This window comes from Oscillibacter sp. 1-3 (genome assembly GCF_000403435.2).
Lineage (GTDB): Bacteria > Bacillota > Clostridia > Oscillospirales > Oscillospiraceae > Oscillibacter.
This window is the reverse complement of sequence record NZ_KE159708.1, coordinates 288,878-301,089: the sequence shown is the minus strand read 5'-3', so window position 1 is coordinate 301,089 and position 12,212 is coordinate 288,878. Positions and strand designations below refer to the sequence as shown.

Sequence of the window (12,212 nt, the reverse complement as noted above, 5' to 3'; positions counted from 1 at the left end):
ATTTAACGCAGAGCGGCGGATCAAGATCCACCGTTTGGGCGTTTTCACTTTTTTCAAACATGGCCTAATCAAACAATGCCTAATTTTGTGGGGCGTCAGAAGAGATTTTTGTTGTTCTCGTCCACCACCTCCACCAGCTGGCCCCGCTCAAAGAGGCCGATGGTCCCCAGGGGCAGCGGCATCAGCGCCAGAGCCGCCTCGCAGAAGGAGAGAAGCTGGTAGGTGTGGATGCGGGTGTAGTCCTTGGGGTCGTCGGAGCCCTCCTCGCCGATGACGCCCATGTACCAGCCGGAGTCCCCCTCGCAGGTGGGCTCCAGCCGCTGGAGATAGACGGTGTCCGCCGTTCTGGCGGTGTTCTTCATGAGCATGGTATCCTGGAAGGAGGTGGTCACCGCCTGGGCCTGGATCTGGGCCTTGTTCAAAACCTCCGTCTGCTCATGGAAGATCCGCAGGCTGAGGGACAGGTCCTCCTCTGTGGCGGAGAAGGGGTCCCCTACATAGTCAAAGGTCACCATCTGGAGTCCCTGTTCCTGCCTGACAAATTTGTAGAAGCTCCATCCGATCTGAATGATGCAGTCCTCGGCCAGTGCGCCGCCGGCCTTCTCCTCCTCCAGCAGGACCCCCGCCAGAAAGTCCGCGGTGGGCTTCCACTCCTCCCGGCAGGAGAGGGATATGAGCTTACCATTGATGTTATATGTGTACTTCATACGCTGCCTCCCAAATTATAATCGTATTCTGGCGGAAACGCCGTCATATTTTCTCTGTTGTCCATCATATCAGATTCCGCCCCTCAGCGCAATCCCCAGCCTCGCGTCCGCTCAATCGGGAAAAACAGCCATAACCCGCCTTTTTTCGTTGAATATCCCAACCAATCTCCGGCCTTTTATATTTTTTTTCAGATTCCCGTTCTCCTCGACAAATTAAGACAAGTTTTCCGCATGATTTTGTGTATCATAGAGATACTCCAATCCACATTTTGTGGTCGTTTAGAAAGGACGAAGAAAAATGCAGACGATTGCCAAAGAATATCTTTTGCTGTTCAACACACTGACAGACGCGGAAGAGACGCTTCACAAGCTGGAGGCCCGGTTAATGGAGGCACAGCGGCAGGCAGAGGAGCTCTTTATGGAAAATGCTGATCCCGGCATACAGAATCCGGATTAAATACAGCGGCCCCGCTGCCGGCGGGGCCGCTCTTCCTCGTATGGAGGTTTCACCCTCCGCTCCGCCAGCTCTTTCTGGGTGAGCAAAAGACGGGAACGCCCGGCGGCGTTCCCGTCTTTTCAGCAGGCGGATCTGCCCGATGTACCGCTCAGTCCTCGCACAGACCGGCGGTAATCAGGGCCATGGAGTAGACCTCCTGTCCGTTGCAGCCCCGGGAGAGGTCGTTGATGGGGGCGTTCAGGCCCTGGAGGATGGGGCCGTAGGCCTCAAAGCCGCCCATACGCTGGCAGATCTTGTAGCCGATGTTGCCGGCGTTGATGTCCGGGAAGATGAAGGTGTTGGCGCGGCCGGCCAGGGGGGACTCGGGACACTTGGTCTCCGCCACACGGTGGGACACGGCGGCGTCGAACTGGAGCTCGCCGTCGATGACGATGTCGGGGGCCTGGGCCTTGGCCTTGGCGCAGGCGTTGCGCATCTTGTCCACGTCCTCGCCGGAGCCGGAGCCGTGGGTGGAATAGCTCAGGAACGCCATATGGGGATCAATGCCGAAGAGGCGGGCCGTGCCGGCGGTCTCCAGGGCGATCTCCACCAGCTCGTCCTCGTTGGGCTTGATGTTGATGGCGCAGTCCGCCATGGCGATGACCTCGCGGTCGCCCACAGTGGTGGAGCGGACCAGGATGAAGCAGGAGGAGACGATCTTGCAGCCGGGCTTGGTCTTAATCAGCTGGAGGGCGGGGCGGACGGTGTCGGCGGTGGAATAGGTGGCGCCGCCCAGCAGCGCGTCGGCGTAGCCCATCTTCACCAGCATGGTGCCGAAGTAGTTGCCCTGCTTCAGCATGGAGCGGCACTGCTCCTCGGTCATCTTGCCCTTGCGCAGCTCCACCATGGCGGCCACCATCTTGTCCATGTCCTCAAAGGCCTCGGGGTCCACGATCTCGGCGCCCCGGATGTTGAAGCCGGCCTCCTCTGCGGCGGCAAACACCTCGTCGGGCTTGCCCACCAGAACGGGGGTCAGAAACGTACCGGACAGCAGACGGGCAGAGGCCTCCAGAATGCGGGGGTCCGTGCCCTCGGTGAACACGATTCTGCGGGGATGGGCTTTCAGCTTTTTGATGAGAAATTCAAACATGTTTCCATTACCTCCATAAAAGTCCAAGCATATGGATTAGGCCTTGTTTGAAAAATGGCGGAATGCCCAAACGGCGAGAGATGTTTTCGCCAATCAAGGCAGATTTTTGCAGGCGGGCTGACGCCCGGCAAGAACATTTAACGCAGAGTGGCGGATCAAGATCCACCGTTTGGGCGTTTTGACTTTTTTCAAACAAGGCTTAAGTTAGCCTTATTATACACCACTGGCCCGCCGGGTCAATTGAAAAATGAAAATCCTAACAAAAAAATTTACATTTATTCCAGGGACCCCCAAAGAAAATATGCAGATTGTACAAAATCCACTCCTAATTTCTGGACATATAGTCCCTTTCTTCCGCGAAAAATGCCATCCTCCGCCATTTTCCAGGGTTGACGGGAACGGCAAAACGCGGTATGATACCAACGGTAACAAATTGTAACTTTTATGCCTTTATCGGGAGTACTATGAGTCAACGATCAAGATCAAAAAAGCCGCCGTCCGGCGGACGGCGAGCCGCACTTCCCCGGGAGGAGCGCCGCGAGGAACGCCATCTGGCCCCCTCGGTGACCACCGGCGCCACGGCGGGTCTCTATTCCCGGGGTCCTGCGCCGAAGCCCCCTGTGGTCACGTCGGAGACCGCCCCCAAGGAGCACGCGGTGGAGGACCGCCTCCGCCGCACGGCCAAGCGGCGGGCCGCCATCCCCGCCTGGGAGGAGACCGGCCCCAGGGCGGCCGCCGGAAACAGCCAGCCCCCCCGGCGCCGGTCCGCAGAGCCCCGGCCCACGGTCACATGGTACCAGGCCGTCCTCTGGAATCTCAAGCGCGTCAAGCGCCGCTGGCGCCACCTCCTGCGGGAGAAGCAGGCCTCCCGCTTTCCGGAGTCCAACCGCTTTCCCATCCAGATCCTGCTGCTGATCTGGGGCATCATCCCCATGTGGGGCAGCCTGCTGGAGGAGCGCCTCTGGGGCCGCCGGCAGCGGGCCATCAGCCGGGGGTCCCCCCGTCAGGAGCGGCCGGAACGGTCCGCCCGCAGAGTGCTGTACCCCCTGCTGTTTCTGGGGGGCACCGCCTGTATCGCCCTGATCGCCCTGTTCTTCTCCACCTACACCTACGGCACCACAGTCAGCTACGACGGCGAGGTCATCGCCGTCATGAGCTCCCAGTCCGCCGCCGAGGAGGTGCGCCGGGACCTGGAGCAGGTCACCGCCCGCACCCTGGGGGAGAGCTTCACCATTGACGACTCCCTGATCCAGTACTCCTCCGGCCTGCTGCGCCGGCAGGATCTGGTGGACCCGGAGACCTACGCCGAGGACCTGTCTCAGGAGGTGGGGCTGGTAACCGCCGCCTACTGCCTGTATGTGGATGGGGAATTTATCGGCGCCACGCCTTACGCCGGAGCCCTGGACGAGCTTTTGAAGCAGCTGAAGGCCGCCGGCACCGACGAGGACACCATCTCCTGCGACTTTGCCGAGAGCGTGGATATCAAGGAGGAATACGTCCCCAGCGACGAGATCATGAATCTGGGGTATCTGGCGGAGACGCTGTACAGCACCAAAACCGCCGAGGTCACCTACGAGGTGCAAAAGGGCGACACCTGGTCCGAGATCGCCGAGGCCCACAGCCTGAGCTCCAAGGAGCTGGAGGCCCTGAACCCCGGCTACGACATCAACAAGCTGCAGATCGGCGAAATCCTGACCATGTCCGCCTCCGTGCCCTATCTGACCCGGACCGTGGTCCAGAAGGAGCGGTACGTGGCCGAGGTGAACTACGACGTGGAGTACACCGACGACGCCAGTATGTACAAGGGCGACACCAAGGTGACCTCCAAGGGCGTCTTCGGCGCGGCGGACGTGGTGGCCAACGTCACCTACGTCAACGGCGAGGAGGTGGAGCGGACGGTCCTCTCCTCCGTCACCCTCCGGGAACCTGTTACGGAGCAGCAGCTCCGGGGCACCATGGAGCGGCCCACCTGGTATCCCACCGGCACGTTCCGCTGGCCTGTCACAGGCCGCATCACCTCCCGCTTCGGCGGACGGAAATCCCCCGGCGGCATCGGCTCCACCAACCACCAGGGCATCGACATCGCGGCCTCGCGGGGCACGCCGGTCTGCGCCGCCGACGGCGGCACCGTCACCTACTCCGGATGGATGGGCGGTTACGGCTATCTGGTGGAAATCGACCACGGCAACGGCTATAAGACCCGTTACGGCCACAACAGCAGCCTGACGGTCTCCGTGGGCCAGCACGTCTACAAGGGCCAGCAGATCGCCCGGGTGGGCTCCACCGGCAACTCCACCGGCAACCACTGCCACTTCGAGGTCCGCTACAACGGCGTGGCCCGGAATCCTCTGAACTATCTGCCGTAGGGCAGCACTGCACAGTTTACCGATATGAAACAGGCCTCCCCGGTTCGGGGAGGCCTGTTTCACCTTGTCGAAAAAGTATTTTTGACAAGCTGCTGTAGATTTTCAAAACTTCAAAAAGTTCGGAAAATCTGATGATTTCAGCAGCGCAGGAAACCCCTCTTGGGTTATCTCCGGCCTAAGAGCCGCCCTACAGGCGGTTGGCCTCCGAAACGTGCCTGCGGGCACAGCCCGCACACACCCTTCCTTTCCGTTGACGAAATCTCCAGCGTTCTTTGACAGTCTGAAACAGGCCTCCCCGAACCGGGGAGGCCTGTTTTTCTTTGCGTTGTCAAAGCGTTGTCAAATTCCGATCCGGCGGGCAGGTGGATTCCCGTCGCCGGAAATCCCGCCGCTATCCAGGGACGCCCGATTCCTCCCGGCCGGGACGGTCCGTCATCTGCTCCAGAAGCACCGCCATTCCCTCCGGAACCGGACCGCAGCCGTCCCGAATCCACTTTTCCAGCAGAGAGAGGAGAATGGCGGAGACGCCGCCGGGGCCGGAGATTCCGGCCTTTTCGGCGATTGGAGCCAGGAGACCGTCAAAAAACGCCTGGCGGCTCTCCGGGGACGCCTGGTTCAAAACCGCCAGAAACCAGCCCCGCCGGGGCGGAATGGCCTGGAGGAGCGTCTCCAGCGCCTCCCGCCAGCCGGGGGACGCCGCCAGCCGGGCGGCCAGCTCCGCCCCGTCCTCCTGTACGGACCAATCGAAGAGCTGGTAGACGTCGGCAAAGTGGTAGTAGAAGGTCTGCCGGTGGATCTCGCACAGGTCCGTCAGGTGGTGGACCCGCACACGCTCCAGGGGCCTGGTCTCCAGCAGGTCCTTCAGAGCGTCCGCCAATTTGCGCTTTGTCCGTGTCCCCTTCAAGGCTCTTTGCATACAGGCTTCCCCTCGATCCCCTCTGCCGCTTTTGCCGAAACGGGCCTCTCCGCCGCGGTTCCATATATTCCCGCCCGTATAAATCCCTAATACAGGTTAAACCTATATACAATATAACATAAGCCTCTGCTGAATACAAGTGTAACTTATAAAATCCCATTTGAGAGGCGGCGCAAATGGCTCCGCCAAACAATCGGAAGCCAGTCCGCCCCTCTGCGGCCACCCGGAGAATATAGTATGAACCTTTATTATATCACGGTTTCTCTTTGGGCAGCGGACGGCACAGGGAGGTTATTATGGAAAACCACATCAGGCAGCTGCGGGAGGAACTTCACATGACCCAGGTCCGCCTCAGCATTGAGCTGGGCGTCTCCCAGGAGACGGTGAGCGCCTATGAAAACCAGAAGCACTACCCCAGTTTTTTACAGCTGCAGAAGATGTCCAGCATTTTCCACGCCAGCATCGACTATATCATGGGCCTCTCCGAGGTCCGCAGTCCCGCCCCGCCCCTGGAGACCGGGGAGCTTTCCGCCCTGGTGGACCTGGGCCGGCAGCTGACCCCCCGCCAGCTGGAGCTGGCCCTGACTTATATGCGGGGGATGCTGGACACCTCCTCTCCATGACGAAACGGCGCCTCCAAAAGAAATTTCACAAAAAATTGAAGAAATTCAGGAATCTATCCCGTAATATAGGCAGCGCGCAGGAGAGAGGTGGCGGCAGGAGGCATGACAAAAGAGCAGTTTTCAGAATTGGTATCCCAGTATGAGCGGCTGGTCTACACGGTCTGTTTCCAGCTGGTGCGGGACGCCTCTGCCGCAGAGGACCTGACCCAGGAGACGTTTCTCGCCGCCTGGCTCCACCGGGACGCCGTCCCCCGGGGCTATGAACGGCAGTGGCTGGGACGCATCGCCGCCAACAAGGCCAAGGACCACCTGCAAAGCGCCTGGTCCCGCCACAGCGTGCTGCCGGGGGACGAGGCCATGCCCCCGGGCCTGGCCCCGCCCGCCGAGGAGGTGGCCCTGCAGAAGACCGGGGCGGCGTCCATCGCGGCGGAGATCGAGGCTCTCAAGGAGCCCTACCGGCCGGTGTGCCGCCTGTGCCTGCTGGAGGAAAAGTCCCCGGAGGAGGCGGCCCTGGCCCTGGGCAGGCCGGTAAAGACGGTACATACACAGCTCTCCCGGGGCAAACGGCTGCTGCGGGAGCGATTGGAAAGGAGCGGAGGATATGGAACGGTTCCGCGCTGACGGACATCTGACAAATGAGGCGCTGGCGGCTCTGATCCGGGACGAGACCCTGGACGAGCTGGCCCGGCTGGAGATCGCGGAGCACTTGTCCTTCTGCGACCTGTGCCTCCAGCGGTACACGGACCTGCTCTGCGGCGCGGAGCTGCTGGAGCCGGAGCGGTCCTGCCAAGAGACCCTTTGGGCCCGCGTCAGAACGCGGACCCTCCGGCTGGTGACCAGCCGGTACGCCACGGCCGCCGCCGCCGTGGCCCTGGCGCTGACGGTGCTGTGGAGCAGCCAGGAGATCCAGTTCTCCCGCCCGGCGGCGCCGCAGAATCTCTCTGCCGCGGCGGAGCATCTCCACTCCTGGCCGGAGCGGTGGAACGAGGCATTGAACGAGACCCTGTCCGGCGTGACCGGATTCTTTGACGGCCTGCGGCCGCAACATCATACACGAGGGGGTAACCACTCATGAGACTGATTCGTGGACTTTTGTTTTTTATCTTTTCCTGCGTTCCCGGGTGCGGCCAGATGCACCAGGGATATATGAGGCGGGGTATTTCCCAGACCATTTTGACCTGCGGCCTTCTGGCTCTGGCCATCTTTCTGCAGATCGGGGCTTTGGCGGTGCTGATCGTGCCGCTGTGGCTGTACTCCTTCTTTGACAGCTACAACCTCCGCCGCCAGCGGATGGAGGGTACGGAGGACGAGGACGCCTACCTCTTCGGCATGTCGGACCTGGACGCCCAGCGCCTCTCGGAGCTCCTGGCCAAGCGGCACAGCGTCATCGGCTGGACGCTGGTGTTCATCGGGCTGTACGTGCTGTACGACACCGTGGTCCGGCAGCTCATGCGCGGGGTTTGGAACCTGTTCCCCTGGCTGGACTGGCTGTATGACCTGCTGGTGTGGGACGCCCCCCGCATCGCGGTGACGCTGCTGATTATCGCCCTGGGCATGTGGTTCATCCGGGGGCCCAAGCGGACGGCCCCGGATGACATCCCCGCCTTCACCCCCGGCCCGGAGGCTGCGGGCACGGCATACCAGCCGGAGTTCTTCCAGGAGGCGCCCCACGCGCCGGACGTCCCCGGCGGCGGGCCGGAAGCAGAAGAGGAGGACGCCCATGGAAACGACTGAGCAGGCGGTGCAGACCATACTTCCCCGGCAGCGCCGGGTGGGCACCTTCACCCTGGGAATCGTCCTGGTGGCCGCCGGAGGGGGAATGCTGGCATCCATGTTCTGGCCCGGGTTCCAGCCGGAGTGGCTGCTGAAAGCCTCCCCCTGCATTCTGATTCTCCTGGGAATCGAGACGCTGCTCTCCGCCCGGGACGGCGGACGGGTGAAGTACGACTGGCTGGGGATGTTCCTCTGCTTCATCCTCACCGGGGCGGCGCTGTGCATGTACTGCGCGGCCTGGTGGGTCGTCAACGGGCACTCTTTGCGGGACGCCTCCCGCTGGGCCAACGAGCACCTCTACGAGATGAGCTACGACCGGTTCGACGGCGCGGACTCCCACACCATGCGCCTGGAGGCGGGGGACACGCTCCAGTGCCAAATCTACACCTATTACGGCCGGCTGGAGGTGGAGATCAGCGACGAGGACGGGAACACCCTCTGCGAGGGCAACGCCCTGGAGGGAAACCACACGATTGAGATCCCCAGGACCGGGGACTACACCATCCTGGTCTGGGGCCGCCGGGCCAGCGGAGGGTTCGCCTTCGTCCGGGCGTCCGCGGACGCCGCCCTGCCCCCGGAAGATGACGCGGCAGACCCGGCCCCGGAGATTGAGCCCTATTCGGAGATCGAATCCGCCCCGTCGGAGGAGGGCTCCCGGTGACACACGGCGCTTCCGCGGAACATTCCGCCAGACTTCCGACACCCGCCGGTTTTGGCGGGTGCCGATTTAGAAGCTGTATTCACCGGCGATAAACGCCGTCCGGACGGGTCTTTTCGCCTGTGAATACAGCTTCTCATGTCAGGATTCAGGAAAAGAGGGATTGGGAAATGCGGCAGCATTCATTTTCAACATCCAAAACGCTTGCCATTGCGGCTGTCTATTGCCTGCTGTTTTTCGCCGGAGACCTGTGCAGCAGCGTGATCTTTGACGGAATCTTCTCCGTCGTCACCCTCCCGGACCGGGGGTGGTACGTGATTTTCAGAATGACCGGCTGCCTGCTGGTCACGCTGCTGTTCTTTTGGCTCTACACAACCAAAGCTCTCTATCTGAAAATGGAGGACTTTGGAATCACCCTTCAAATCAGCGGGTGGGGCGCGGTCTTGTCCGTTCTGCTCCCCCTGTCTGTCGCCGCCGCCTTTCTGGCGGTGGGAGAGCCGAAGGCAAACGCGTTCGCTCCCGGCGATATGATTTTGACCGCGGCCGCCTCCGCTGCCGCGGCTCTGAAAGCCGGCGTGCTGGAGGAGATGCTGTTCCGCGGCTTCATCATGGGCCTGCTGGAGGCCCGGTGGAACCGACGGACCGCGATTTTGATCCCGTCGTTGATTTTCGGTCTGGCGCACATCCCCTCCATGGAGCGCTTCACCCTCGGGGGCGTCGCGCTTCTTGCCGTCAGCGGCACGCTGGTGGGGATCATGTTCTCCCTGGCCGCCGTCCGGGAGGGCTCCATCGGAAACAGCGCACTCATGCACGCGGTGTGGAATTTTGTCATGGCAGCCGACATTCTGCACATCACAACGGCGGAGGGCGCCTATGGCAGCCCGCTGTTTCAGATCCTGATCCCGCCGGACAGCATCCTGCTGACCGGAGCGGGATTCGGCGCGGAGGCCTCCCTGATCGCAGCCGCCGGATACGCGCTGGTATGCCTGATCCTCGTCCTTTGGAAGCGGCGGACGGCCTCCGTCTGACCGCCCCGCCGCAAAAGCGGCCTGAGAAAGTACGCCAGCAGCCCCCGGGCCGGGATCGGCCCGGGGCTTTTTCCGTCCTGTGAGGCCCTGTCTTTTCCCCGCTCTATTTTTCTTTCCAAATCCGCCAGGATGTGGTATACTTATTCGGGAAAAATTTTTGTGTGAAGGGGGAACCTCTGCCATGGCGGCTATCGGCTTTGACAACGAATTGTATCTCACCACCCAGTCGGAGCAGATCAAAAAGCGGATCGCCCAGTTCGGCGGCAAGCTGTATCTGGAGTTCGGCGGCAAGCTCTTTGACGATTACCACGCCTCCCGTGTCCTGCCCGGTTTCGCGCCGGACAGCAAGATCCGCATGCTCCAGCAGCTGCGGGACGATGTAGAGATCGTCATCGCCATCAACGCATCGGACATTGAGAAAAACAAAATCCGGGGAGACCTGGGCATCGCCTACGACGACGACGTACTGCGCCTGATCGACATCTTCCGGGGACTGGACCTGTACGTGGGCAGCGTGGTGCTGAACCGCTACAACGGCCAGGCCGCCGCCGACGCCTTTTTGAAGCGCCTCACGGCCCTGGGCATCCGGTGCTACCGCCACTACCCCATCGCCGGCTACCCCTCCGACGTGCCCCACATCGTCAGCGACGACGGCCTGGGGAAAAACGACTACATCGAGACCACCCACTCCCTGGTGGTGGTGACGGCCCCGGGCCCCGGCAGCGGCAAGATGGCCACCTGCCTCAGCCAGCTCTACCACGACCACAAGCGGGGCATCACCGCCGGGTACGCCAAGTATGAGACCTTCCCCATCTGGAACCTGCCCCTGCGGCACCCGGTAAACCTGGCCTACGAGGCCGCCACGGCGGACCTGAACGACGTGAACATGATCGACCCATTCCACCTGGAGGCCTACGGCGAGACCGCCGTGAACTACAACCGGGACGTGGAGATCTTCCCGGTGCTCAGCGCCATCTTCGAAAAGATCCAGGGGGCCTCCCCCTACAAGTCCCCCACGGACATGGGGGTGAACATGGCGGGCAACTGCATCTCCGACGACGAGGTGTGCCGGGAGGCCTCCCGGCAGGAGATCCTCCGGCGGTACTACACCGCCTGCGTGGAGAAGATCCAGGGCAAGGCCGGGGATGAGCCGGTGCGGAAGCTGGAGCTGGTGATGAACCAGGCCGGCGTCACGCCGGAGATCTGCCCGGCCGTGTCCGCCGCCCTCTTGAAGGCCGAGGCTACCGGGGCCCCTGCCGGGGCCATGGTCCTGCCGGACGGCCGGGTGGTGACGGGCAAGACCTCCGAGACCCTGGGGGCGGCCTCCGCCCTGCTGCTCAACGCCCTGAAAGCCCTGGGGAACATCGACCACCACTTTGAGCTGATCTCCGCCCAGGTCCTAGAGCCGGTGTGCCGGCTGAAAACCGGGTATCTGGGCCACAAGAACCCCCGCCTCCACACCGACGAGGTGCTGCTGGCCCTGACCATCTCCGCCCTGACCAATCCCCTGGCGGACCTGGCCCAGCGGCAAATGCCCAAGCTCCGGGGCTGCGACGCCCACTTCTCCGTCATCCTCAGCGACGAGGACGAGAAGCTGCTGCGGCAGCTGGGGATCAACGTCAGCTTTGAGCCCAAGTACGAGACGAAGAAGCTGTACCACAAATAGGGCCCCAGGGGCGAATATGGACTAAAACAGCGTGAAGATCCTGCCTGTGCGGCCGGATGTGAAACAGGAGCCTTGGTGCCGGAGGGCGCTGGCGATGCATGTGGAGGGGTCCTGGCGCTCCGGAAGGAGTGCCGGCCCCGGGAGACCCCCAGCGGCACGGACTGCTGCCTGACTCTCCGAGGGACACCCCTGCTGTCCTGGGAGACCCCGATCTGCGGTGCCTGCGAGAGCCTGCTGGCCTCCGGCTGGGGCCGGGACGCGGCGGAATGTCCAGCGCTGGAGCAGTGCCGGGAGACGCTGAACAGCGGCTTTGAGCGGCTGGAGGACGCCGTCCCCACGCTCGCTCCTCTGCTGGGGCTGTTGGAGCCTGGGCTGTACGTTCTGTCGGAGGGGGACGCCTATCCCGCCGACGGCGGCGGGCGGTTCTTCTGGGATGTACCGGACACCAGGCCGCCCAGCGCCGCCACAGCTCCGGCCCAGCTGTTTGACGACGACTATGACTGCGAGAACAGTCCGATCCGGCCGGTGTTTTTGTACCCCTCCCAGAAGCGGTCCCGATTTGACCCGGACCGGGCGGCGTTTTACCGGGAGCGGTTTGAACGGGCGGAACCGCCGCCCCGCGGCATTGCCCTCCATGCGACGGAGGGAATGTCGCTGCTGCTGGACGGCCACCGCAAGGCCGCCGCGGCCCTTCGGTGTGCCGCGTCGGCAGACCTCCGCTCCAGCCTGAAAACGGAGGCGTTCCAGGTCCTGGCGGCCATGCGCGGCGGCCCGGATGCGGAGAACTTTTTCGTGGACTTTTTTGTGGGGCTGGATTCCCCGCCCGATGTTCACGGCAGTGCGCTGGACAAGCTGACGAAGATTGCCCACAGCTTTTGGAATTGAAAGG

Annotated in this window: 13 protein-coding genes; 10 read left to right on the top strand and 3 right to left on the bottom strand. The window is 62.5% G+C overall.

The features are described from left to right. Nucleotides 1–95: 95 nt before the first annotated feature. Entirely contained in the window at nt 96–707 is a 612-nt protein-coding gene (locus C816_RS11800) for an immunity protein Imm33 domain-containing protein (protein WP_016322619.1), read from the bottom strand. A gap of 298 nt (nt 708–1,005) precedes the next feature. On the opposite strand from C816_RS11800, the gene C816_RS23710 reads away from it, so the two are divergent. After that, nucleotides 1,006–1,164: a hypothetical protein gene (locus tag C816_RS23710; protein ID WP_016322618.1), complete on the top strand. Its 159-nt coding sequence runs from the start codon at nt 1,006–1,008 to the stop codon at nt 1,162–1,164. Nucleotides 1,165–1,312: 148 nt separating this feature from the next. Here the strand turns inward: C816_RS23710 and pta are convergent, their stop codons facing one another. Further along, nucleotides 1,313–2,293 (bottom strand): phosphate acetyltransferase, encoded by a 981-nt coding sequence (gene pta, locus C816_RS11795; protein ID WP_016322617.1) that lies wholly within the window; start codon nt 2,291–2,293, stop codon nt 1,313–1,315. Between the two features lie 464 nt (nt 2,294–2,757). On the opposite strand from pta, the gene C816_RS11790 reads away from it, so the two are divergent. Further along, a complete protein-coding gene (locus tag C816_RS11790; RefSeq protein ID WP_016322616.1) occupies nt 2,758–4,659 on the top strand; it encodes a peptidoglycan DD-metalloendopeptidase family protein in 1,902 nt (633 codons plus the stop codon). Nucleotides 4,660–5,050: 391 nt separating this feature from the next. On the opposite strand, the gene C816_RS21850 is transcribed toward C816_RS11790, so the two are convergent. Then, nucleotides 5,051–5,575: a hypothetical protein gene (locus C816_RS21850; RefSeq protein ID WP_016322615.1), complete on the bottom strand. Its 525-nt coding sequence runs from the start codon at nt 5,573–5,575 to the stop codon at nt 5,051–5,053. A gap of 296 nt (nt 5,576–5,871) precedes the next feature. On the opposite strand from C816_RS21850, the gene C816_RS11780 reads away from it, so the two are divergent. The 8 genes from C816_RS11780 (at nt 5,872) to C816_RS11745 (ending at nt 12,208) form a co-directional block, all read left to right on the top strand. Beyond that, the gene (locus tag C816_RS11780; RefSeq protein WP_016322614.1) at nt 5,872–6,198 is read left to right on the top strand and encodes a helix-turn-helix transcriptional regulator; all 327 of its coding nucleotides are present in this window, start codon (nt 5,872–5,874) and stop codon (nt 6,196–6,198) included. Nucleotides 6,199–6,300: 102 nt separating this feature from the next. Further along, nucleotides 6,301–6,819, top strand: a complete 519-nt coding sequence (locus tag C816_RS11775; protein ID WP_196803637.1) for an RNA polymerase sigma factor — start codon at nt 6,301–6,303, stop codon at nt 6,817–6,819. Beyond that, the gene (locus C816_RS21845; RefSeq protein WP_016322612.1) at nt 6,800–7,273 is read left to right on the top strand and encodes a hypothetical protein; all 474 of its coding nucleotides are present in this window, start codon (nt 6,800–6,802) and stop codon (nt 7,271–7,273) included. The genes C816_RS11775 and C816_RS21845 overlap by 20 nt, the downstream gene beginning before the upstream one ends. After that, nucleotides 7,270–7,932: a hypothetical protein gene (locus tag C816_RS11765; protein ID WP_016322611.1), complete on the top strand. Its 663-nt coding sequence runs from the start codon at nt 7,270–7,272 to the stop codon at nt 7,930–7,932. Before C816_RS21845 ends, C816_RS11765 begins: the two co-directional genes overlap by 4 nt. Further along, nucleotides 7,919–8,632 (top strand): tripartite tricarboxylate transporter TctB family protein, encoded by a 714-nt coding sequence (locus C816_RS11760; protein WP_016322610.1) that lies wholly within the window; start codon nt 7,919–7,921, stop codon nt 8,630–8,632. The genes C816_RS11765 and C816_RS11760 overlap by 14 nt, the downstream gene beginning before the upstream one ends. A gap of 167 nt (nt 8,633–8,799) precedes the next feature. Further along, complete coding sequence (locus tag C816_RS11755; RefSeq protein WP_016322609.1) at nt 8,800–9,657, top strand: CPBP family intramembrane glutamic endopeptidase; 858 nt, start codon at nt 8,800–8,802, stop codon at nt 9,655–9,657. A gap of 181 nt (nt 9,658–9,838) precedes the next feature. Then, entirely contained in the window at nt 9,839–11,323 is a 1,485-nt protein-coding gene (locus C816_RS11750) for a DUF1846 domain-containing protein (protein ID WP_016322608.1), read from the top strand. Nucleotides 11,324–11,398: 75 nt separating this feature from the next. After that, a complete protein-coding gene (locus C816_RS11745) occupies nt 11,399–12,208 on the top strand; it encodes a hypothetical protein (RefSeq protein WP_016322607.1) in 810 nt (269 codons plus the stop codon). The last annotated feature ends 4 nt before the right edge of the window (nt 12,209–12,212 follow it).

What these genes read in the sequence shown, in the direction of transcription:
- C816_RS11800 (WP_016322619.1), bottom strand. Translation starts at nt 707, where the DNA reads ATGAAGTACACATATAACATCAATGGTAAGCTCATATCCCTCTCCTGC.
- C816_RS23710 (WP_016322618.1), top strand. Translation starts at nt 1,006, where the DNA reads ATGCAGACGATTGCCAAAGAATATCTTTTGCTGTTCAACACACTGACA.
- pta (WP_016322617.1), bottom strand. Translation starts at nt 2,293, where the DNA reads ATGTTTGAATTTCTCATCAAAAAGCTGAAAGCCCATCCCCGCAGAATC.
- C816_RS11790 (WP_016322616.1), top strand. Translation starts at nt 2,758, where the DNA reads ATGAGTCAACGATCAAGATCAAAAAAGCCGCCGTCCGGCGGACGGCGA.
- C816_RS21850 (WP_016322615.1), bottom strand. Translation starts at nt 5,575, where the DNA reads ATGCAAAGAGCCTTGAAGGGGACACGGACAAAGCGCAAATTGGCGGAC.
- C816_RS11780 (WP_016322614.1), top strand. Translation starts at nt 5,872, where the DNA reads ATGGAAAACCACATCAGGCAGCTGCGGGAGGAACTTCACATGACCCAG.
- C816_RS11775 (WP_196803637.1), top strand. Translation starts at nt 6,301, where the DNA reads ATGACAAAAGAGCAGTTTTCAGAATTGGTATCCCAGTATGAGCGGCTG.
- C816_RS21845 (WP_016322612.1), top strand. Translation starts at nt 6,800, where the DNA reads ATGGAACGGTTCCGCGCTGACGGACATCTGACAAATGAGGCGCTGGCG.
- C816_RS11765 (WP_016322611.1), top strand. Translation starts at nt 7,270, where the DNA reads ATGAGACTGATTCGTGGACTTTTGTTTTTTATCTTTTCCTGCGTTCCC.
- C816_RS11760 (WP_016322610.1), top strand. Translation starts at nt 7,919, where the DNA reads ATGGAAACGACTGAGCAGGCGGTGCAGACCATACTTCCCCGGCAGCGC.
- C816_RS11755 (WP_016322609.1), top strand. Translation starts at nt 8,800, where the DNA reads ATGCGGCAGCATTCATTTTCAACATCCAAAACGCTTGCCATTGCGGCT.
- C816_RS11750 (WP_016322608.1), top strand. Translation starts at nt 9,839, where the DNA reads ATGGCGGCTATCGGCTTTGACAACGAATTGTATCTCACCACCCAGTCG.